Origin of the sequence: Kitasatospora sp. NPDC057198 (assembly GCF_042670125.1) — a bacterium.
GTDB lineage: Bacteria > Actinomycetota > Actinomycetes > Streptomycetales > Streptomycetaceae > Kitasatospora.
The window spans coordinates 1-20,183 of sequence record NZ_JBHUWH010000002.1; the positions used below are offsets into that span (position 1 = coordinate 1).

The 20,183-nt window shown below is 72.1% G+C and carries 17 protein-coding genes and 1 pseudogene; 4 read left to right on the plus strand and 14 right to left on the minus strand.

Features of this window, described 5'->3' with window-relative positions; all coding sequences use genetic code 11:
* Positions 1-107 precede the first annotated feature (107 nt).
* The 5 genes from ACFUEL_RS00315 to ACFUEL_RS00335 all read right to left on the minus strand — a co-directional run bounded on the left by ACFUEL_RS00315 (position 108) and on the right by ACFUEL_RS00335 (position 5,288).
* Positions 108-824, minus strand: coding sequence for an ABC transporter permease (locus ACFUEL_RS00315; protein ID WP_380233610.1), 717 nt, complete (start codon positions 822-824; stop codon positions 108-110).
* Positions 825-834: 10 nt separating this feature from the next.
* Positions 835-1,752 (minus strand): ABC transporter ATP-binding protein, encoded by a 918-nt coding sequence (locus ACFUEL_RS00320; protein WP_380233611.1) that lies wholly within the window; start codon positions 1,750-1,752, stop codon positions 835-837.
* A gap of 9 nt (positions 1,753-1,761) precedes the next feature.
* Positions 1,762-2,655 carry an ABC transporter permease gene (locus tag ACFUEL_RS00325; RefSeq protein WP_380233612.1) on the minus strand — a complete coding sequence of 298 codons (894 nt, stop codon included), beginning with the start codon at positions 2,653-2,655 and terminating at the stop codon, positions 1,762-1,764.
* Entirely contained in the window at positions 2,652-3,713 is a 1,062-nt protein-coding gene (locus ACFUEL_RS00330) for an ABC transporter ATP-binding protein (RefSeq protein WP_380233613.1), read from the minus strand. The genes ACFUEL_RS00325 and ACFUEL_RS00330 overlap by 4 nt, the downstream gene beginning before the upstream one ends.
* Before the next feature lie 183 nt (positions 3,714-3,896).
* Positions 3,897-5,288: a hypothetical protein gene (locus ACFUEL_RS00335; RefSeq protein ID WP_380233614.1), complete on the minus strand. Its 1,392-nt coding sequence runs from the start codon at positions 5,286-5,288 to the stop codon at positions 3,897-3,899.
* A gap of 302 nt (positions 5,289-5,590) precedes the next feature.
* Between ACFUEL_RS00335 and ACFUEL_RS00340 the strand changes: the two genes are divergently transcribed.
* The 3 genes from ACFUEL_RS00340 to ACFUEL_RS00350 all read left to right on the plus strand — a co-directional run bounded on the left by ACFUEL_RS00340 (position 5,591) and on the right by ACFUEL_RS00350 (position 8,623).
* Positions 5,591-7,132 carry an MFS transporter gene (locus ACFUEL_RS00340; protein WP_380233615.1) on the plus strand — a complete coding sequence of 514 codons (1,542 nt, stop codon included), beginning with the start codon at positions 5,591-5,593 and terminating at the stop codon, positions 7,130-7,132.
* A 133-nt stretch (positions 7,133-7,265) separates the two neighbouring features.
* On the plus strand, positions 7,266-8,114 hold the full coding sequence (locus ACFUEL_RS00345) for a helix-turn-helix domain-containing protein (RefSeq protein WP_380233616.1): 849 nt from the start codon (positions 7,266-7,268) through the stop codon (positions 8,112-8,114).
* Positions 8,111-8,623, plus strand: a complete 513-nt coding sequence (locus ACFUEL_RS00350; protein WP_380233617.1) for a hypothetical protein — start codon at positions 8,111-8,113, stop codon at positions 8,621-8,623. The genes ACFUEL_RS00345 and ACFUEL_RS00350 overlap by 4 nt, the downstream gene beginning before the upstream one ends.
* A gap of 33 nt (positions 8,624-8,656) precedes the next feature.
* Here the strand turns inward: ACFUEL_RS00350 and ACFUEL_RS00355 are convergent, their stop codons facing one another.
* From ACFUEL_RS00355 to ACFUEL_RS00390, 8 genes and pseudogenes are all read right to left on the minus strand, one after another.
* Positions 8,657-9,544: an LLM class flavin-dependent oxidoreductase gene (locus tag ACFUEL_RS00355; RefSeq protein WP_380233618.1), complete on the minus strand. Its 888-nt coding sequence runs from the start codon at positions 9,542-9,544 to the stop codon at positions 8,657-8,659.
* Between the two features lie 369 nt (positions 9,545-9,913).
* A complete protein-coding gene (locus ACFUEL_RS00360) occupies positions 9,914-10,267 on the minus strand; it encodes a hypothetical protein (RefSeq protein WP_380233619.1) in 354 nt (117 codons plus the stop codon).
* Positions 10,267-14,064 carry a DUF6531 domain-containing protein gene (locus ACFUEL_RS00365; RefSeq protein ID WP_380233620.1) on the minus strand — a complete coding sequence of 1,266 codons (3,798 nt, stop codon included), beginning with the start codon at positions 14,062-14,064 and terminating at the stop codon, positions 10,267-10,269. Before ACFUEL_RS00365 ends, ACFUEL_RS00360 begins: the two co-directional genes overlap by 1 nt.
* Positions 14,061-14,789, minus strand: coding sequence for a WXG100 family type VII secretion target (locus ACFUEL_RS00370; RefSeq protein WP_380233621.1), 729 nt, complete (start codon positions 14,787-14,789; stop codon positions 14,061-14,063). The genes ACFUEL_RS00365 and ACFUEL_RS00370 overlap by 4 nt, the downstream gene beginning before the upstream one ends.
* Before the next feature lie 304 nt (positions 14,790-15,093).
* Positions 15,094-15,405: pseudogene (locus tag ACFUEL_RS00375) on the minus strand (LLM class flavin-dependent oxidoreductase); the annotation flags it as partial.
* Between the two features lie 16 nt (positions 15,406-15,421).
* Positions 15,422-16,345 carry a hypothetical protein gene (locus ACFUEL_RS00380; protein WP_380233622.1) on the minus strand — a complete coding sequence of 308 codons (924 nt, stop codon included), beginning with the start codon at positions 16,343-16,345 and terminating at the stop codon, positions 15,422-15,424.
* Positions 16,345-16,731, minus strand: a complete 387-nt coding sequence (locus ACFUEL_RS00385) for a toxin C-terminal domain-containing protein (RefSeq protein ID WP_380233623.1) — start codon at positions 16,729-16,731, stop codon at positions 16,345-16,347. Before ACFUEL_RS00385 ends, ACFUEL_RS00380 begins: the two co-directional genes overlap by 1 nt.
* 149 nt (positions 16,732-16,880) lie before the next feature.
* Positions 16,881-19,058 carry a hypothetical protein gene (locus tag ACFUEL_RS00390; protein ID WP_380233624.1) on the minus strand — a complete coding sequence of 726 codons (2,178 nt, stop codon included), beginning with the start codon at positions 19,056-19,058 and terminating at the stop codon, positions 16,881-16,883.
* Positions 19,059-19,096: 38 nt separating this feature from the next.
* Here ACFUEL_RS00390 and ACFUEL_RS00395 point away from each other — a divergent pair, with 38 nt between their 5' ends.
* Positions 19,097-19,489 (plus strand): DNA-binding protein, encoded by a 393-nt coding sequence (locus ACFUEL_RS00395; RefSeq protein WP_380233625.1) that lies wholly within the window; start codon positions 19,097-19,099, stop codon positions 19,487-19,489.
* Positions 19,490-19,688: 199 nt separating this feature from the next.
* On the opposite strand, the gene ACFUEL_RS00400 is transcribed toward ACFUEL_RS00395, so the two are convergent.
* Entirely contained in the window at positions 19,689-20,177 is a 489-nt protein-coding gene (locus ACFUEL_RS00400) for a hypothetical protein (protein WP_380233626.1), read from the minus strand.
* Positions 20,178-20,183 lie beyond the last annotated feature (6 nt).

Below are 20,183 nucleotides of genomic sequence, written 5' to 3' on the forward strand. Positions count from 1 at the left end.
CCGGTCGTGGTGACCGTCCCCGCCCCTCGTGCGTCCGGGTGCGCGTCCGGGTTCGGGTGCGCGTCCGGGTGCGCGTCCGGGTTCGGGTGCGCGTCCGGGTCCGGGTGCTACTCCTCGCTGCCGAGCGTGAGCCCGGCGAGCTTGACCGAGGCGTACGCGGTGGCGCCGACCCCGACGATCACCAGCAGCCACAGCGCGGTGGCCAGGCCGACCGGGGCGATGACGGTGCCGTCGGCGGCGACCGCCTCGGTCAGCGACAGGCCCCACTGCTGGACGGAGAGGGTCTGGGCGCCCTCGACGTAGCTGCCGATCAGGCTCTCCCAGATCAGCGCGTAGGCGAGGCCCGCGATCACCGCGTGCCGGGTGAGCACGCCCAGCAGCAGGAACACCGCGCTGTACGCGGCGCCGGAGGCGAGCGCGCCCACGGTGTAGCCGAGCGCCACCTGGTCCGCGGTGCCGTACAGGAGCAGCCCGGAGACGAAGATCGGGACGGCGGAGAGCAGCCAGGTGGTGCCGACGGCGACCGCCAGCTTGGTGGTGACGATCTTCCAGCGGGGCAGCGGCTTGGCGAGCAGGTAGACGATCGAGCCGTCCTCGATCTCGGTGGCGATCACGCCGGTGCCGACGACCAGGCCGGTGACCGGGACGAGGGTGCCGAGGGCGAGGGTGCCGAGGATCTTGTGCACGAGGTCGAGCGAGTCCAGGTCGTTGCCGCGCGCGAGCAGGGAGACGACCAGCAGCATGACCGGGACGGCCAGCAGGATCAGGACCCGGCGGCGGCCGAACAGGCCGCGCGCGGTGAGCCTGGCGACGGTGGTGTTCATCGGGGGCCCTTCAGGACGAGACCAGGTACGAGAAGACGCTTTCCAGCGACTCGTCGGCCGGGGAGACGGTGTACAGGCGGATGCCGGCCGCCCGGGCGACCCTGGGCAGCAGGGTGGTGAAGCCCTGGAAGTCGATCGCCTGGATGCGCAGGGCCTTCTCCGGGACGTCGAACTCGATGCCGGAGGTGGAGCCGTCCGCGATCAGCGCCGCGGCCAGCTGCCGGTCGTCGCTGGAGCGCACCAGGTAGCGGTGCGGGCGGTCGGTCATCAGGCGGCGGATCTCCCGGAAGTCACCGGACGCGGCGTGCCGGCCGGCCACCACCACCTCGATGTGGCGGGCGAGCTGCTCGACCTCCTCCAGGATGTGCGAGGAGAACAGCACGGTGCGCCCGTCGGCGCCGAAGCGGCGCAGCAGCTCCATCAGGTGCAGGCGCTGGCGCGGGTCCATGCCGTTGAACGGCTCGTCCAGCAGCAGCACCGCCGGGTCGTGGACCAGCGCGGAGGCCATCTTGACCCGCTGCTTCATGCCCTTGGAGTAGGTGCCGGTGTGCCGGTCCTGGGCGTACTGCATCTCGACCAGGGCGAGGGCGCGCTCGGCGGCGGCGCCCGGGTCGGCCAGGCCGTGGAGTTCGGCGTTGGCGAGGACGAACTCCCAGCCGGTCAGGTAGTCGTACATCGACTCCTTCTCCGGGACCAGGCCGATCTGCCGGTACACCCCCTGGTTGCGCCAGATCACGGTGCCGTCCAGGGCGACGGTGCCGGAGGAGGGCGCCAGGAAGCCGCTCATCATGTGGATGAGGGTGGACTTCCCGGCGCCGTTGGGGCCGAGCAGGCCGGTGATGCCCGGTCCGATGGACATGGTGACGTCGTTGACGGCGACCACGTTGCCGAACCAGCGGGAGACCTTGTCGATGGTGATGACGGCCATGGCTGCCTCTCAGACGTTCCGGTAGCGGCGCAGCGTCAGCGCGTAGCCGCCGGCCGTGAGGGCGAGGAGCACCGCCGTGAACACCACCGCGCCCACCCCGCCGGGGGCGTGCAGGGCCGAGGGGCTGTCGGTGCTCAGCCCGAAGAGCTGGTTGACCAGGGCCTCCACCAGGGCGGCCGGGGAGATCAGGAACGCCCAGGAGGCGGAGGGCCGCGACGGGTCGAAGCCCCCGCTCAGGGCGTAGGTGATGTTGGCCAGCGCGAGGCTGATCATCAGGGTGCCCATGATCGCGGCCACGCCGAAGCCCCGGCGCGGGGTGAGCGCGGCGATCAGCAGGCCCAGCGCGCTGTACAGCAGCGCGTACAGGAGGGCGGCGACCAGGCCGTACAGCAGGTGCACCAGGTTGTCGCCGACCGGGAACTTCGCCAGCATCGCGCCGGTGAACAGCAGCAGCAGCGGCAGCGACAGCACGATCATCAGCGCGCTGGCCATCGCGGCGAACTTGGCCGCCACGTAGTCGCCGCGGGTGGCCGGGCGGGAGAAGTACAGCGGGACGACGTGGTGCCGCAGGTCACGCGACATCAGCACGGGCGCCTGCGCGGCCAGGAAGATCTGCGGCAGCACCGAGAACGTGGCCAGGTAGTCGGCGTAGTCCAGCGGCATCTTCGACTGCTGGGTGAACAGCGCGATCGCCAGCATCGCCAGCGAGGGCGCGGCCATCCCGCCCAGCAGCAGGAACGGCAGCACCTTGGACTTGCCGGAGCGGCCCAGGCCGAACGCGGCCCGCAGCCCCTGCACGTACAGCGAGCGGGTGGCGTACCGGCGGCCCAGCCGCGGCCCGGTGTACGGGCGGTAGCCGATGTCGTGGATGACGCCGCCGTGGGCGTCGGAGCGGGTGGTCATGCCTGCTCGCCTCCTGCGGCCGCGGCCCGGTGCGCGTCGTGGCCGTACGCGTCGTGGCCGTGCTCGTGCTCGTGGCCGTGCTCGTGGTTCGCGTCCTCGGTGTCCGCGCCTTCGGCGTCCTCGTCGGAGCGGGTGCTGAAGATCTCGGCGACCCGGTGGCGGCGCTGCTCCAGCCGGACCAGGCCGAGGCCGAGGTCGTCCACGGTGTCCCGGACGGTGTCGTACGTCTCCTCGCCGGCGATCTCCACCAGCAGGACCCGGCCGCCGTCGGACCGGACGGCCAGGCCCGCCGCGGTCAGCCGCTCGGCCAGCACCGCGTCGGCGTCGAAGGACCGGTCCACCGGGTGGTCGGTGACCTCGACGGCCAGCAGCTGGGTGGTGCCGGTGAACGAGGCGGTGGAGGAGGAGCGCAGCAGCTTGCCGCCGTCGATCACCACCAGGTGGTCGCAGGTCCGCTCCAGTTCGCCCAGCAGGTGCGTGGTGACCAGCACCGAGATGCCGAAGTCGGCGTGGACCCGGCGGATCAGCCCGAGCATCTCGTCCCGGCCGACCGGGTCGAGGCCGTTGGTCGGCTCGTCCAGCAGCACCAGCTTCGGGTCGTGGACGAGCGCCTGGGCCAGCTTCACCCGCTGCTTCATGCCGGTCGAGTAGCCGCCCATCGGGCGGTAGCGCTCCTCGTACAGGCCGACGTGGCGCAGCGTGTCGGCGGTGCGCTCGCGGGCCGCCGAGGCGGGCAGGCCGGACATCCGGGCCATGTGCACCACGAACTCGGTGGCGGACACGTCCGGCGGCAGGCAGTCGTGCTCCGGCATGTAGCCGACGCGTTCGCGGATCGCCGGACCCTGGGTGGCGATGTCCAGGCCGAGCACCTGACCGGTGCCCTCGGTGGCCGGGGACAGCCCGAGGAGGATCTTGATGAGAGTGGACTTGCCGGCACCGTTCGCCCCGACCAGACCGACCACGCCGGACTCCACCTCCACGGTGAGCCGGTCCAGCGCGGTGACCCGGGAGAACCTCTTGGTGAGGCCGTCCGTCTTGATGACTGTGGACACGGGCATCAAGGTAGCCGCGCACCCCGCCCGGCGGAATGCGCTGCGGAGTCCGGATCGCCTCACTCCGCAGGATGACCTCCCCGGCCCGCCCCCTAGGGGTACGGCGGCGGACCGGGACGGCGGGACGGCGGGCGCCCCGTCAACTCCCCTGCGGCGGACGGCGATCGGGGCGACGGGGCGACGGGACGGTCAGCTCCGCCCCGGCCCCTCCCCGGTGGGCGGCTCGGGCGGCCGGACGGGCTCGGGCGAGCGGACAGGCTCGGGCTGACCGGCGGGTTCGGGCTGACCGGCGGGCGCGGCGGGCGCGGACTGGGCCGGGACGGTCCGGGCGGGCCCGGAGGGGTGGGCCGGGTACCCGGGGTAGCCGGGGTGCGCCGGGTAGCTGTAGGGCTCGGCGAACCGGATGCCCGCGGCCTCGGCCAGCGCGATGTCCAGGCGCTCGTTGCGGATCCGGCGGTCGATGTAGAGCACGCCGTTGACCAGCGGGACCAGCGGGCTGGTCGCCAGCATCGCGATCAGCAGGAACAGCGCGGAGACCACCAGCGCCAGCGCGGCCACCCCGGTGGTGGACTGCTCGTCCCCGGAGGCCACCGCACCGATCGGCAGGGCCACCGACACGATGATCCGGAGCGGGTAGTTGACCACCGTGGTCCCGATCACGCCGAGGAACGCGACCGCCGTGGTGACGCCGAAGCTGTGCCACCAGTTGTTCCGGTTCAGCTGCCAGGCCCGGCGGATCGCCGTCCGCGCGTCGCTCTCCTCCAGCACCGTCACCGGGATCTGCGGGGCCAGCCGGAACGTCACGTACAGACCGCCGAACGCCGCCAGCAGGGACGGCAGCGAGAACGCGTCGCCGAACAGGGCCGTGCCCGCCGTCATGAGGGCCTCCAGCAGCAGCAGCGGTCCGTACACCAGCGCCAGCACCGCGGCGGACGTCCCGAGCCGGGGACGGACCTCGCGCCACGCCTGACCGGCCGTCAGCTTCCGCCCGAGGGTGCCGGCCCGCAGCACCACCGTGGCCAGCGGCCCGGCGACCACGTACAGCGCGGCGGCCACCAGCACGGCCAGGCCGAAGAACGGCAGCAACGGCCGGACCAGGTTCCACAGGTCCTCCTGGGTGGGATCCGTGACGCTGAGGTCCGGGAAGTTCTCCACCCCGGCGCGGACGTCGTCGGCGATCAGGAAGGACGTGACCACCAGCGGCACCGCGCCGATGCCGGCCACCACCGCGAGCGGCAGGTAGAGCGGACGGAAGTAGCGGCGCACGGTGTCGAAGACGATGCCGACCTTCTCGCCGAAGCCGAGCGGGCGCAGCGGCAGCACACCGGGCTTCGGCGCGACCGGGACGCCGCCCCACGGGCCCTGCCCCCAACCGCTGCCGGTGCTCCAGCCGGGCTGCCCGAACGCCGGACCGTACCCCGGCCAGTGCCCGGGGGTGCCGCCCGGGGTTCCACCGGGGATCCCACCGGGGGCGCCGCCGGGAGTTCCGCCCGGTCCGGGGGCCTCCGGTCCGGGGACTCCCGGCCCCTGCGGCTGCCCACCGTGCTGCTGCTGACCCGGACTGCCGCCGTCCCCGCTCATTCCGTACCCCTCCATGAGGTCTCGGGCCCGGCTCTCGGGCTCCCGCTCCGAGCCTAGGGCCCGGATCGGACCGTCACCGAGCCGCCCCTGGCCGGTCCGGGGCCGGTCCCCCGGCCCGCATGACCTGACGGGTAATCGACAGCACCGCCCGGTGCCGGTGATCGTGGCAAACACCGGGAACGCACGCTCCGCACACCCGTGGGCCGCCCGCCCACGGGCCGCACGGCCGTACCCGGAACCACCGCCCGGAACCACCGCCCGAGAGCGCAGGCCGCGCGCCGTCGGACCCCGAGGAGCCGCCGATGAGCACCGCCCGTCCCGCCGCCGTCCCCGCCGCCGGCCGACCGCCGTGGGCGGCCCTGCCAGTCCTGCTGGCGGGCGTCTTCATGCCGACCCTGGACTTCTTCATCGTCAACGTCGCCGTCCCGTCCGTCCGGCAGGGCCTGCACGCCGGTGCCGCCGCCGTCCAGGCCGTGATCGCGGGCTACGGCGTCGCGTACGCGGCCGGGCTGGTCACCGGCGGGCGGCTCGGCGACCTGTACGGGCGGCGCCGGGTGTTCATCGCCGGGCTGGCCGCGTTCACGCTGGCCTCGCTGGGCGCCGGACTGGCCCGAAACAGCGGCGAGTTGATCGCCGTCCGGATCCTGCAAGGCGCCGCCGCCGCGGTCGTCACCCCGCAGGTGCTCGCCGTCATCGGCACCGAGTTCACCGGCCGGGCCCGCACCCCCGCGTTCAACGCCTACGGCCTGGCGGTCGGCCTGGCCGGGGTGTTCGGGCAACTGCTCGGCGGAGCGCTGATCGACTGGAACCCGGACGGGCTGGGCTGGCGCGCCGTCTTCCTGGTCAACGTCCCGGTCGGCGTGCTGGCACTGCTCTGCGCGCCCCGGCTGGTGCCCGAGTCCCGGGGCGAACGGCCCGGCGGCGAACGGCCCGGCTCCGGCGGAGGGCCCAGCGGCGGACGGCCAGGCAGTGGACGGCCCGGCAGTGGTGCGCGGCTCGACCTGCCGGGGATGCTGCTGCTCGGCGCCGGACTGACCGCGGTGGTGCTGCCGCTGGTGGTCGGCCGTCAGCAGGGCCGGCCGGCGTGGACCTGGCTGCTGCTGGCCGGCTCGGTGCCGCTGCTGGCCGCGTTCGCCGCCCAGCAGCGCCGCCTCGCCCGGCGCGGGGGCGCCCCGCTGATCGACCCGGGCCTGTTCCGGGAGCGGGCGTTCTCGGCGGGGCTGGCCACCACGCTGGTGTACTTCCTGGCGATGGGCTCCTTCTTCCTGCTGCTGGCGCTGTACCTGCAGGACGGCCGCGGGCTGACACCGCTGCGCTCCGGACTGGTCTTCGTCACCGTCGGCGCGGGCTTCTTCGCCACCTCGGCACTGGCCCCCGCCGTCACCGCCCGGCTCGGCCGGCAGGTGCTGGCGGTCGGCGCGCTCACGGTGGGCGCCGGGTACGCGGTCACCGGGCTGACCGTCGCCCACCTGGGCAGCGGCGGCAGCGGCGGCACCGGCGGCTCCGTGGCGGCGCTGCTGCCCGGCCTGCTGCTGGCCGGACTCGGCATGGGCCTGGTGACCGCCCCGCTGTCGGACACCGTGCTGGCCCGGGTCGCCCCGCGGCACGCCGCGACCGCCTCGGGCGCGCTGTCCACCGCGCAGGAGGCGGGCGGCGCGGTCGGCGTGGCCCTGGTCGGCACGGTCGGGCTGGAACGCGGCACGCCCGCGCACGACTTCACCCTCGGCCTGGAGCTGCTGATCGGCTGCTGCCTGCTGGCCGCCGCCCTGGTCCAGCTCCTGCCCGGCCGGGGCCGCGCCACCCGCCCGGAAACGAGCGCCGCCGCTCCGGCCGTGCAGAAGTGACCGCGGAAGTGACCGCGGCTGCGGCTGCGAACCGGTGACCGCCGCGCGACCGGCCGGCCCGCTCCTCGCCCGTCCCCGGACCGGCGCGGAAAAGGCCGGCGTCCGGACCGGTCGGCGTTGCTAGCATCCGGACGTGGACCTGTTGTCAGCTCAGACCACCACCGCGGCAACGGAGTTGGCGCCCGACAGGGGCCGGACGTCCGAGGTCGGCGCGCTGCTGCGCGAGTGGCGGCGGCGGCGCGGACTGACCCAGCTCGACCTCGCCCTGCTGGCCGACACCTCCACCCGGCACCTCAGCTTCGTCGAGACCGGCCGGGCCCGCCCCGGCCCCGCCCTGCTGGCCCGCCTCGCCGACCGGCTGAACGTTCCGGACCGGCACCGCGACGCCCTCTACCTCGCCGCCGGGCACGCCCCCGCGTCCGCCCGCCCCGCGCCCGTCCCCCCGCACCCGCACCTGCTCGCGGGCGCCGTCGAACGGCTCCTCACCGCCCACGAGCCCTTCCCCGCCCTGGCGTTCGACGCCGAGGAGAACGTCGTCTCGCTCAACCGCCCCGCCGCACTGCTCGCCCGGCTGCTGCCCGAACACCTGCGCCGCCCGCCGGTCAACCTGATGCGCGCCTCGCTGCACCCCGACGGCCTGGCCCGGCACGTGGTCAACCTCGCCGAGTGGCGCGAGCACCTGCTCGGCCGGCTGCACCGCCAGATGGTCCGCTCCGGCCTGCCCGCGCTGCGCGCCCTGCACCGCGAGGTCTCCGACTACCCGGGCCCCGCCGGGCCCGCCGTGCCCGCGCCCGGCGGCGGCGACGTACTGGCCCTCCTGCACCTGCGCGCCCTCGGCACCGAGGTCCGCCTGCTCAGCACCGTCACCACCTTCGGCGCCGGCACCGACACCGACCTCTGCGCCCTCTCCCTGGAGACCTTCCACCCCGCCGACGCCCACACCGCCGAGGCGTTCCGCACCACCCCCGAGGCCCCGGCATGATCTACGACCTGCTGCTCACCGGCCCGCTGCTGCCCGGCGTGTTCGCCTCCACGGTGGCCGCCCTCACCGGACGCCCCGTCACCGACGTCGACGTCGCCGGCCCCGACGACCACGCCACCCGCCGGTGGGACGCCCCCGTCCTGTGCACCCACCAGCACCAGTACGGGGACGTCACCTGGTACCTGGAGATCCAGACCCCCGACCCCGACCTGCCCGAGGCGGCCTTCGCCGCCGGACTCGCCGAACTCCTCGGCCACCCGGTCCTGTTCAGCACCTTCGACGTCCGCCCGTCCGCCTACTGGCTGGCCGCCCCGAACGGCCTGACGACCCGCGCCCGCCTGGAGGACCTGGACGAATGGGAGGACGACGGCGAGGACCTCCCCGGCGGCCTCATCACCGCCGTGCGCGACTTCGTCCCCCAACTGCCCCACCTGCGGATCGACCCGATCGCCGAGGGCCGCCACGCCGACCCGTTCACCGAGGCCGCCGACCGGCCGCGTGGGCAGTGAGATCCTGGCAGGGGCACCCGGGCGCCCAGGTGCTCAGCCCAGTTGGGCGAGGCCCTCGGTGGCGATCGCCTCGAACACGTCGAGGTCGCCCGCGAAGATCGAGCCGGGCACCGGCCAGTGGACCACCAGCTCGGTGATCCCCAACTCCCGGTACCGGCCCGCCCAGTCGACGAAGGCGCCCACCGACCGCAGCGGCTCCTCCGCCGTCGATCCCTGCAACAGCGCCTTCTCCAGCGACGCCACGTCCCGCCCGGCCGCCTCGCAGGCCGCCGTCAGCTTCCCGATCTGCCGCGCGATCACCCCGGGCGCCTGCTCCACCGGCACCTCCGCCGGCCCGCGCGGGTCCCCGTACGTCACCCAGCCCTGCCCGTACTCCGCCGCCAGCTTCAGCCCGCGCGGCCCGGTCGCCGCCACGTAGAACGGCACCCGCGGCGACTGCACGCACCCCGGGATGTTCCGCGCCTCCACCGCCGAGTAGTACGCCCCCTCCCGCGTCGTCGCGTCGCTCGTCAGCAACTCGTCCAACAGCGGCACGAACTCCGCGAACCGATCCGCCCGCTCCCGCGGCGACCACGCCTCCTGCCCCATCGCCGTCGCGTCGAACCCGACCCCGCCCGCCCCGATCCCCAGCGTCAGCCGCCCACCGGACACGTCGTCCAGCGTGATCAGCTCCTTCGCCAGCGTCACCGGATGCCGGAAGTTCGGCGAGGTCACCAACGTCCCGAGCCTGATCCGCTCGGTCGCCGTCGCCGCCGCGGTGAGGGTCGGCACCGAGCCGAACCACGGCTCGTCCCGGAAGCTCCGCCAGCTCAGGTGGTCGTACGTGTAAGCCGCGTGGAAGCCGAGTTCCTCGGCCCGCCGCCACACCTTCTGCCCCTCGCTCCACCGGTGGATGGGGAGGATCACCGTGCTCAGTCGCATACCCCGACCCTACGTGCCGGCGGCAAACCCATCCCGATGGATACCGCAGCGTCGCGGCGGCCGTCGCCCGCCCGATCCGCACCCGAACCACCTGACGCGATCCGTCGGACCTCTCTCGCACCCCTCGGGCGGCACGGCGGTGGTGGCCGCCGCTCCCGCCACGGCTGTCGGCCGGCCGACCGGAGTTCGGCCAGGTGCCGGCTCGCCGAGGGCCCGGCGGCGCCGGACACCTCGGTGAGGGTGGTGACATCGGCCTCGCACTCGCCCAGCCTCCAGAGCAGTGCCGGCCGGGTGCGGTCGGCGAGCAGTCCGGGCACGCTCCCGGCAACGGCCCACCAGGTGGTCCGGGCCGCCGCCGGTCTCCACCGATCAGCCCCCTGGGCGCAGTTCCGCAAAGCGCCGGGTCAGGACCGGACCGAGGTGGTCGACGATGTCATGACCCGGGCTGCCCGGGAACGGAAGGTTGTAAAGGAACGAGGTCACGATGACCTTGTCGATTTCGGGCACGCCCTTCTCGGCCTGCTCCTCGAGGAACTGGAGGGTCTGTTGCCAGTCCGGCGATTCCGCATCGCCGAGATAGGAACTGACCGTCTCCTGGGTCACCTCCCAGAAGAACGGATGCGGCAGCAACGAGTCGTTGTTGAAGATGTGCGTCTCGTAGAGATCCTGGAACCCGGGGATCCGGGCGACCAGTTCCTCCACCAGTTGTACGTCTTCCGACATCATTCTCCTCCGAGTCCGGGGTAGTTGTGGAGGCCGGTGTACTTTCCGGCGTGGGCGTCGTCGATCGCCTTCATGAGCGAATTCGCCACCTGTATGTCCCTGGGGGTCCTGACCACCGGGACCTTCTTTCCGCCCTTCTCCTTCACGACGTCCTTCGTGAGGAAGTTGTTGAGCGCAGCCCTGTACTGGCCGGTGCTGGCGATGTGATCCCTGCCGTGGACCTTCGCTCCGCCAAGAGCCTCGTGATTGGCGGCGGCCAGGGCCGTTCCGTCACCGATGAGTGTCTCATTGCCGAGTCCGTGGTGCATGGCATCGACGATTCCCTGGAGTCGCGGATTGTCGACCTGTGGAATCTTCGGCTCGTGTGTCGAGAGCCCCAGGGGGTCACACGAGGTGTGGGGATTGTGGACGTATGCCTCGGGGTTGGGGTCAGGGGTGAGGCCGAGTGGGTCCGGAGAGGTGTAGCGGGCGGTCTCCGGATCGTAGTAGCGGTTGAGGTTGTAGTGGAGCCGGGTCTCGGGGTCGAAGTACTGCCCGGGAAAGCGGAGCGGGGTGTAGGTGGTACTCGCCGTGGGCCAGCTGGTGTTGCCCCAGAGGGTGGATGTGGCTCGCCACGCGATGGAGCCGGTGGCAGGGTCGACGAGTTCGGTCGGGGTGCCGACCAGATCGGTGACGATCGCGAAGAACCGGCGGTCGATGCCGTGCTGAGAGGTGTCGACTGTCGCAGGGCTGCTGATCGTCTCGGTCTGGGCCAGGGGGTGAAGGCCCTTGTAGTCCCAGGTGAGGGTGTGGGGGCCCGGCAGATAGGGGGCATGAGTCGTCTGCTCGGCGAGAGTGGCGCCGTCCCAGGTGAAGTCGGTCCGCTCGTCGACAGTGGCGCCGTCCGCAGCCAGCCGGAGCTTGGCGGTGCGTCGTCCGAACGGATCGTAGAGATAGTGCCACCGTGTGCCGTCAGGCGTGGTGACGTGGGTCAGGCGGTCCTCCGCGTCCCACGTGAAGCGCCAGGTGTCGGGCTTGTGGGAGAGTCTCGTGACCTGACGGAGGGTGGTGCGGCCGGCGGCGTCGTATTCGTATCGCACGCGGCCGGCCGTGGAGAGCTGTGTTCCGGTGTAAGCACGGCTGCCCAGGGCCGCTTCGGCGGCTCCGCCGGTGGGCCAGTCGGCGCTGGTGATGTTGCCGAGGGGGTCGTAGGCGTAGGACTCGGTCCAGGTCGCCGCACGGACGGCGGAGACACGGCCGGCGGCGTCCAGGTCGAGGCTGCGGTTGCCGTTGAACGCATCGTCGATGCCGGTGAGGCTTCCGTCCGCACGGTATGTGTAGCTGCGGCGCTGGAGGACGGACTGCCCACGGTGCAGCGTCCGGCCCGTGAGGCGGTGCTGGTCGTCCCAGCTGTTGGTCAGGGTGAGGTGCTCGCCGAGGACTCGTTGCTGTTCGCGGCCGACGGCGTCGTAGGTGAAATCGAGCGTTCCCCCCGGAGTGACGAGGGAGGTCGGGCGGCCAGCCGCGTCATAGGACCACGTGCTGGTGTGGCCGGCGGGGGTCGTGCGCCCGGTTCGACGGCCGAGGGCGTCCCGTGCGTGGGTGAGGGTGCGGCCGTTGACCGTCTCCACGAGCAGGCGGCCCATCGGATCGACGGTGCGGGCCAGATCGACATCCGGGCTGACGGCCCGGACCAGGTGCCCGGCCACGTCGTAGGAGTACGCGGTGGTACGTCCTTCGGTCTCCCTGGCGACGGTCTGGCCGCACACGTCGTAGGAGTAGCGGCTCTCTTGGCCGAGCGGATTGGTGAAGGAGACGACCTGACCGGCGGGGTCGTACCGATAGCTGACCGCCCGCTGGTCGAAGTCGCTCTCGGCGACAAGCCGACCGGCCGGATCGTAGCTGTAGTTCCATGTCTGTCCCAGGGCGTTGGTGACAGTCACGAGCTGCATGTTCGCGTCGTGGACGAACTCGATCCGCGCACCGTCGGGACCGGTCCGGGCAGCCAGCGTCTCGAAATGGGTGTACTCGAAGGTGCTCACCTGGCCGAGCTGGTCGGTGTGGGCGAGCATGTTTCCCTCGCCGTCGTACGTCCAGCTCTCGGTGGCCCCGTCGCCGGTCGTCCGGGAGGCCAGGTGCCCCTCGACCGTCCAGCTCAGCCGGGTGACGAAGCCCAGCGGATCGGTGATGGCCGTCGTACGACCGAACGCATCGTGCTCGTATCGGATGGTCCTGGCAGTCGCATCGGTGACCTCGGACGGAAGGCCGGCACGGTCGCACCTGATGGAAGTGGTCTCTCCCAGTGCGTTGGTGATGTTGGTGAGGTGGCCGAGGTCGTCGTAGGCGTAGCGGGTGGTAGCGCCGACCGGGTCGGTGTGGGTGAGGCGGCGACCGTGTGCGTCGTAGGTCTGCTGCCAGGTGGCGCCGCCGGGTCCGGTGACGAGGGTGGGGAGGCTGAGGCGGTCGAGGTAGGTGGCGGTGGCCTGCTGGCCGTCGGGGCGGGTGATGGCGATGAGGTCGCCGGCGCCGTCGTAGTCGTAGCGGGTGGTGCGGCCGAGGGGGTCGGTTTCGGTGAGGAGGCGGTCGTACTCGTCGCGTTCGTAGGTGGTGGTGTGGCCGAGGGGGTCGGTGGCGGCGGTGATCTGGGCGTGGTCGTTGACCAGGTAGGTGGTGGTGTGGCCCAGGGCGTTGGTCTCGGTGTGGGTGCGCAGGCCGGTGGCGGGGTCGGGGTCGGAGTAGGTGAAGCGGAAGGCGAGGGCGCCGGTGGTGCCGCCCTCGTCGGTGACGCGGTCGAGGTGGTCGTAGGTGTAGCGGTACTGGGAGTCGTTGCGGTCGGTCCAGGAGGTGAGGCGTCCGGTGGCGTCGTTGGTGAAGCGCATCGGCTTGCCGGAGGAGTTGTAGACGGCGGTGAGGTGGCCGTCGGTGTAGCCGTAGCGCATCAGCAGTGCGTCGCCGCCGGTCTCGGTGGCGTTCGCCAGGCGCAGGGCGGTGATGCGGTCGTTGTCGACGGTGACGAGGAGTTGGTAGCCGCCGGAGTGGGTGAGGGAGAGCGGGACGCCGTCGGTGTCGTAGGCGAGGGTGTAGTGGCGGCCGTGGCGGTCGCGGACCTCGGTGAGCAGGGCCTCGTCGCCGTCGGGGGTGGGGGTGAAGGTCTTGACCAGGCCGGTGGCGGGGTCGGTGACGGTGAAGTGGCCGTCGACGAGGTCGAGTTCGTGGCGTGAGCCGGCTGAGGCGTGGACGGGGTCGCCGGGTTCGGGGCGGGGGTACGCCTGGGTGATCCGGTCCGGGCGGACGTGGACGACACCATCGGCGTCGATCTCCAGGCGCTCGTCGAAGGTGCAGATCCAGCGCGGGCCCATCCAACGCCCGGTCAGCAGGCCGGAGTCGAAGGAGCGGGTGAACTCCAGTGGGAGCGAGCCGGGCAGCGAGGCGTCGACCTGGTCGATGTACATCCGGCCGGTGGCCATGTCGACGGGCTCGCCGCCGCCGCAGCGGGTGTCCTGCGGGCGGCCCTCGGTGCGCGGGCTCTTGACCTGGTCGCGGCCGCGGCCCTTGGGGTGCGAGCCGCCCCGGCCCGGCCGCCGACCGCCGCCGCCGGAGCGGGGGTGCGGGACTCCGTCCTTGCCCTCGCCGCGCATGATCTTCGCAAGGTCCTTAGCGTGCTTCTCCTCGACCTCGCGGACGTTCCTGGCGACCTGCTTCATGTTGTCGCCGGCCTTGCGGTAAAAGCCCTTCAACGCCTTCCCGGCGTCCTCCGCGAGGGTCTTGCCGAGCTTCTGCGCCGCGTGCTCCAGCGCCCTGACGATCTGGTTGCTCATTCGAAGCTCACCCCCGCGATCTTCGACTGGAACACCTGGGCGTGCCCGGCGACGGTCTCCGCGTGCTCGTGCATCATCCGCGCGTGCTCCTCCAGCGCGTCCGGATCGATCCGGAAGCCGGAGCCGCCGCCACCCGAGCCGCCCCCGCCGCCGAGCGCGCCCTCCGCGGCCCGGAACACCATCCCGGACACCGCGTTGGCGACGGTGTCCACCAGCGGGCCGATCGCCGCCTCCACCACCTGGGCGATGACGTACTGCTCCAACTGCTGTTCCAGGTAGTTGATCAGACGCTTCGCGGCCTGCTCGATCGCCAGCACCGCCGCCTCCGCGAGCCCGAAGGTGGCCACCGCCGCGGCCTGGTCCGCCACCAACGCCGCCGCCAGCGCGACCAGTTCGGCGATCGTCTCGACCTTCATCGCCACGATCACGCCCGCCGCGACGTCCAGCGCCTCCGCCACCACGTGGCACGCCTGGACGAGTTCGTTCAGGTGCTGGTCCGACACCGACGCCCAGCGCGCCAGCAGCGCCTCGTACGACGCCCCCTCGTACGCCTCGCCCAACTGCTGCACCGTCGCCGTCGACTCCTGGTGCGAGCTCTCGACGTTCTGGGCGAACTCCCGGACGTGCGCGGCGAACTCGCGCACCTTGTCCTCGTTCACCGTCGGCCAGTTGATGCCGAAGAACGACAGCAACTCCACGACCTCACCCGGCAGTTCGATCGCCACGCCAAGCCCTCCCCCGAAGACGAACGCACGTTCGTCCGACCGTAGTCAGGAGCGCCGGTCAACAGGCGGACTTTCCCCAGTCTTGACTGTGGAGGGGCAGCGCCCGCTCCCGGGCGGGCACGACCGGCAGTCGGTCCCGGCCCGGTGCCCGGGCCTGCGCGGGGCGAGGGCGACTGGAACCGAGCGCATCCGGACCCACCGCGCCGCCCACCGCGACGACCCGGCTCCGACACCACCGTGGAGATCTCGCACGCCGAGGCGGACACCGGCCGACTGAACCGGGTACTCCCACGGGTCAGGATGCGATGGGTGAACGAGGCTTGACCGAGGTCACCAACGTCCCGAGCCTGATCCGCTCGGTCGCCGTCGCCGCCGCCGCGGTCAGCGTCGGCACCGAGCCGAACCACGGCTCGTCCCGGAAGCTCCGCCAGCTCAGGTGGTCGTACGTGTAAGCCGCGTGGAAGCCGAGTTCCTCGGCCCGCCGCCACACCTTCTGCCCCTCGGCCCACCGGTGGATGGGAAGGATCACCGTGCTCAGTCGCATACCGGCGACCCTATGCGAGGCTCCACCCGTGCTCCTGGATCTCGCGCCGCTCCTGCCGCATCTCGATCCCACGGGGAGCCGCGGGCGATCACCAGGCGAGCCACGGTGCGATCGCGGTACCGGGGACGGTGCCCGGGGCGACCGCGGCGAGCAGCGGGGGGTGACCGGTGGAGGAGGGGGACACGAGCTTGATGGGCTGCTGCCAGAGCGCGGGGTCGGCGGGTGCTCCGCGCAGGGGCCGGATGCGAAGGTCGGGACCGTCGCCGTGCGCGGCGGGAAGGCATCGGAGGTCGAGGTCGTCGAGGGCGAGCGCGCTGGTTCCGTCGAAGTGCTGCGCGAGAACGATCTCTTCGAAATCGGGCAGATCCTGGACGATCACCAGGGAGTTCTCCCGTACGGCCCGGCGGACCTGGTCCAGGGTGTCCGTGGCGGCCAGGTACCAGGTCTCGCCCCAGTCCCCGTAGGCCCAACGCTCGATCACCAGGAGGCCGTCGGGGCGCTCCGGCAACAGCTCCCGGACGGAGCGCCAGAAGTCCTCGTCGAGGGTGCGCTCCTGCAAGCCCGTCGGCGGCGGGCACGGACGCTGGTCCACCACCCCCAGCTCCTCGGACAGCAGATCCGGCAGGACGAGCCCGTGCCGCTCGTCCACGTCCACCCGGAGCACGCCGTCGAAGTCGACCCCGACCAGGACCGAGCCGTCGGCCAGGAGCGAGAGTACGCAGCCGATCCGCACCCCGCGCAGCGCGGCCCGCAACAACCGCGCCGCCTGCTCGAGCGAGACCACCGTTCCGTTGCGGAAGTCCGGCAGCCACTCCGGCAGCGGCACCCCGAGCACCGGCTCGCGCACCACGATCTTCCGCGACCCGACGGCCGAGCGCAGCGCTTCCACGAAGCGCAGCACGGCGTCCTCGACCGCGAACCACTCACCGAAGGAGGGTCCGTCCTCCTCCCGCGGGCTCGCCGCATCGGCGAAGGCGAATCCGCCCGTGTTCTTGACGAGGTACCGAATCACTACTCACCGATCCATACGAGTCCGAACTCCCCGTTCCCGATCGGGCCTATCCCGTAGGTGCCCGAGCGGAGCACCTTTCCGCTGCTCAGGAGGTCCGATGCCTTCTTCCCGCCCTTGAAGATGCCGCCCAGGTGGCCGGTCATGTCCTCCGCGATGAAGTTGGGTCCCCTGCCGCCCTTAGGAGCCTTCAGGATCGGGGACCCACCTGCCGACGGCTGGCCGGTCCGGGTGCAGCCCATCCAGTTGCCGAGGTCGTCCGCCTGGCCCGGGTCCAGTTGCCTGCCGATCTTCCCACGCTTGCCGCCGTTCGCCCCCGGTTTCCCAGTCGTCCCGCGGTACCGGGCCGGCCGTACGGTCTCCGGACGTGCAGCGGTCGTGATCTTCAAACCGGGTGCGAACGACGTGCTCGGCACCCATGGGATCCGGCTCGGTGGACAGCAGGACCCCGCCGGTGGAGCCGCCCGGGCGCAGGACCTGGACGGCGGAATCCTCTTCGGCCCGGGTCCGGGCCGAGTCGTCCTGCGGCCCGGGGCGGTCAGCAGGGGCCGGGCAGGTCGTAGATCGGGAGCCGCCGGGTGTCGCCGAGGCGCCACACCGAGAACAGCCACTCTCCGTAGGAAGCCTCGCTGATGACCTCGACGGTGCTGCCGTCGTCCAGGGTCAGGCAGATGTCCCCGAACTCGTCGTGCTGCTTCAGGGAGAGGTCGACCACCTTGTGGCCGACGAGCAGGTCGATGAGGCGGCGCCGGTCCGGCTCCTGTCCGGAATCCAGGTGGAGCGCGGTCGAGCCCCGGGGGTCGAGGATCTGCCACTCCGTGTTGATGCGGAGGTGCCAGTTCGGGCCGCTGATCCGTGCGCCGAGATAGTCCGTCTCGACGTTCGAGAGCTTCAGGGGGAGGTGGGCGAGGGCGTCGGTCAGGACGGATTCCATCAGGGCTCCAGTTCTACGTGAGCGCGGGACATGACCCACTGCTTCGGCTTCATCCCCGGCGGGAGCTTCTTCGGGGGCTGCGGGGGCTTTCCGGTGAAGGGGTTGATGTATGTTCCGCGCTGTTCTGGAAGGACTCGGCCACGACGAGTTGCCCCAGAGTGTGGGGGTGGTGCGCCAGGCGATGGTGTCGGTGACCGGGTCCACAAGCTCCGTCGGTGTGCCGATCAGGTCCGTGACGATGGCGAAGAACCGGCGGTCGACGTGTTCCTGCGGCGTGCCGGGAGCGGCGGGGGTGGTGACCTGGGTGAGCCGGTCGTCGCCGTCCCAGGTGTACTGCCAGCTGTCGGGCTTGTGGGAGAGGCGGGCCTGTCGGCGCTCGGTGACCCGGCCGGCCCGGTCGTACGTGTAGCGGACGCGTCCGGCGGTCGTGAGCTCGGTACCCGTGAAGGTCCGCGGGCCGGTCGCCAGGCGTGACGAGCCGGTGGCGGGCCAGTCGGCCTCCGTGAGGTTCCCGGCCGGGTCGTACGAGTAGGTTTCGTTCCAGGTCGCTGCCCGGACGGCCGTGACCCGCCCGGGGGAGTCGAGGTCGAACGTGCGGCGGCCCGCCAGGAGGTCGTCGACGGCGATGAGGCTCCCGCCGGCCCGGTACGAGTACCGGCGCTGCTGCAGGACGCGCTGCTGTCCGGAGGGCGTGGAGTGGAGGGTCTGCCCGGTGAGACGGCCCTGCGGGTCCCATGTGTTCGCGAGCGTGAGGCGTCCGTTGACGACCCGGGCCTGCTCCTGTCCGAGCTCGTCGTGGACGAAGTCGAGGCTGCCGCCGGGAGTGACGAGCCTGGTCGGCTGTCCGGCCGGGTCGTAGGTCCAGGTGCTGGTGTGGCCGGTGGGCGTGGTGCGTTGGAGGCGGCGGCCCAGGACGTCCCGACTGTTCGTCACCCGCCGCCCGTTGACGGTCTCGGTCAGCAGGTTCCCGAGCGCGTCGACCGTTCTCACCAGCTCCGAATCGGCGTTGGTCGCTCCGACCAGGTGCCCGGCGCGGTCGTAGCGGAAGCTCGTGCCGCCTCGCTCGTGCTCCTGGCGCAGCACTCGGCCGCGGAGGTCGTAGCTGTACGTCGTCCGCCGCCCGAGCGGGTCGGTTCGCTCGGCCACCTGTCCGGCGGGATCGAGGCGGTAGCTCGTCAGGCGGTCCTGGAAGTCGCTCTCGGCGATCAGCCTTCCGGCACTGTCGTACGTGTAGTTCCAGGTGTTTCCCAGCGGATCGGTGACGGCCACCAACTGCATGTGCGCATCGTGGGTGAAGACGGTCCGGGCGCCGTCGGGGCCGATGCTCGCCGCGAGGGTCTCGAAGTGCGTGTACTCGAACGCCTGGATCCGCCCCGCCCCGTCCACGTGGGTGAGCAGGTTGCCCTCGCCGTCGTACGTCCAGTGTTCAGCCGTTCCGTCGGGGCCGGTCCGTCGGCTCATCAGGCCCTCGACGGTCCACGCGAACCGGGTCGCGTTCCCCGCGTGGTCGGTGAGGACCGCGACCCGGCCGAAGGCGTCCCGGTCGTACCGCGTCACCGCGCCGGTGGGATCGGTGACCTCGACCGGGAGCCCGGCCTCGTTGCACCTGATGCGCGTCGTCGCACCCAGTGCGTCCGTGACGGACGCGAGGTGGCGGAGGCCGTGCAGCGGCAACTCCAGCGCGAAGCCATCGACGAGCACATCGAGGCCGCCGAAGCCGATCACGGACCGGTGGATCCGGCGGAGGTGACGGCCAAGGCCGAGCGCATCCGTGCGCACCATGCCGCTCATCGCGCAGACTCCACCCCGGCGAGCGCCGCGTGAGCGGCACACCCGTTCTCGACAGCGAGGCTCTCTCCAAGCTGTCCCGGCGGCACCGCGACATGACTGTGTGGCTGGACGTCGCCCGCACACTGGATCTTCTGGTGGTGACGAGCGCGGCCGCTCTGGTGGAGGCGCGCGACCCCGAGGTGCCGCAGACGGCGTTCGACCACGCGGCCTCCCCCGCCAAGGTACGGCCCGTCACCGAGGAGATCGCACGTGGAGCGAGCAGGTTGCTGGCGGCCGAGGGACTCCACGGCCACAAGTACGCCATCGACGCCACCGCCGCCGAGATGGCGCTCCGCCAGCCGGGCCCGGTGGCCGTGTTGACCTCGGACGTCGACGACATGGCCAAGCTCTGCGGTGACCGGGTCCGGCTCATCGCCATCTGAACCGGCGCCGGGCCAGCGCATCCATGACCTGCGTCGACCCTGCACGCGAGCGGGCGGGAGAAGGGCCACCCGGAGTGCCCGGTGGACCGCCCGCGTTTCGTGCGCCTTCATTCGCGCGCGAAGGCTTGAACAGCCGCACGGGGATTGCCTGACAGGCGCTTCCCTTCGGTCGTCGCCGCGTCCGCTGCCACCGCTCCGCTCAGCCGAGTGCGACGCTGAAGACGTCTCCCCGGCCCGGCCAGTCGTCGCGCTCCTCGTCGCTGCTCACGACGAGGACGGAGACCCTGGTGGCCGCGGCACGGTATTCGGTGTAGTCGCCCTGGTCGGTCCGGACCGTCAGGTCGGGAGGGGAGGGGAGGCGGGCGAGCTCGGCTTCGACCTCGTCCCAGGTGAGGTATTCGGAGAAGTCCACGCCCTGTTCCTCCCGCCATTCCGCGGCGAGGTTCTCGACGGTGGCCAGACGGTGGAGCTCGACGGAGGCGCCCACCAGGACCCAGTCCGGGCCGCCGTTGAAGTAGAGCTCGACGAGTCCGTAGTCCCGCCGGAGGGAGAGGTTCTCTGGCTCGCCCGGATCGTCGAGGAAGGACGGGTGGAATGCCTTCTCCGCATCGGCCAGGGACGAGCCGATCCCCACCCCGTGCAGCCGTCCGGTGGCGATGACCGAGGCGATGAATTCGGCGCCGTTCACGGAATG

What these genes read in the sequence shown, in the direction of transcription:
- ACFUEL_RS00360 (WP_380233619.1), bottom strand. Translation starts at nt 10,267, where the DNA reads ATGTCGGAAGACGTACAACTGGTGGAGGAACTGGTCGCCCGGATCCCC.
- ACFUEL_RS00390 (WP_380233624.1), bottom strand. Translation starts at nt 19,058, where the DNA reads ATGGTGCGCACGGATGCGCTCGGCCTTGGCCGTCACCTCCGCCGGATC.
- ACFUEL_RS00320 (WP_380233611.1), bottom strand. Translation starts at nt 1,752, where the DNA reads ATGGCCGTCATCACCATCGACAAGGTCTCCCGCTGGTTCGGCAACGTG.
- ACFUEL_RS00315 (WP_380233610.1), bottom strand. Translation starts at nt 824, where the DNA reads ATGAACACCACCGTCGCCAGGCTCACCGCGCGCGGCCTGTTCGGCCGC.
- ACFUEL_RS00355 (WP_380233618.1), bottom strand. Translation starts at nt 9,544, where the DNA reads ATGCGACTGAGCACGGTGATCCTCCCCATCCACCGGTGGAGCGAGGGG.
- ACFUEL_RS00340 (WP_380233615.1), top strand. Translation starts at nt 5,591, where the DNA reads ATGAGCACCGCCCGTCCCGCCGCCGTCCCCGCCGCCGGCCGACCGCCG.
- ACFUEL_RS00330 (WP_380233613.1), bottom strand. Translation starts at nt 3,713, where the DNA reads ATGCCCGTGTCCACAGTCATCAAGACGGACGGCCTCACCAAGAGGTTC.
- ACFUEL_RS00365 (WP_380233620.1), bottom strand. Translation starts at nt 14,064, where the DNA reads ATGAGCAACCAGATCGTCAGGGCGCTGGAGCACGCGGCGCAGAAGCTC.
- ACFUEL_RS00325 (WP_380233612.1), bottom strand. Translation starts at nt 2,655, where the DNA reads ATGACCACCCGCTCCGACGCCCACGGCGGCGTCATCCACGACATCGGC.
- ACFUEL_RS00335 (WP_380233614.1), bottom strand. Translation starts at nt 5,288, where the DNA reads ATGAGCGGGGACGGCGGCAGTCCGGGTCAGCAGCAGCACGGTGGGCAG.
- ACFUEL_RS00350 (WP_380233617.1), top strand. Translation starts at nt 8,111, where the DNA reads ATGATCTACGACCTGCTGCTCACCGGCCCGCTGCTGCCCGGCGTGTTC.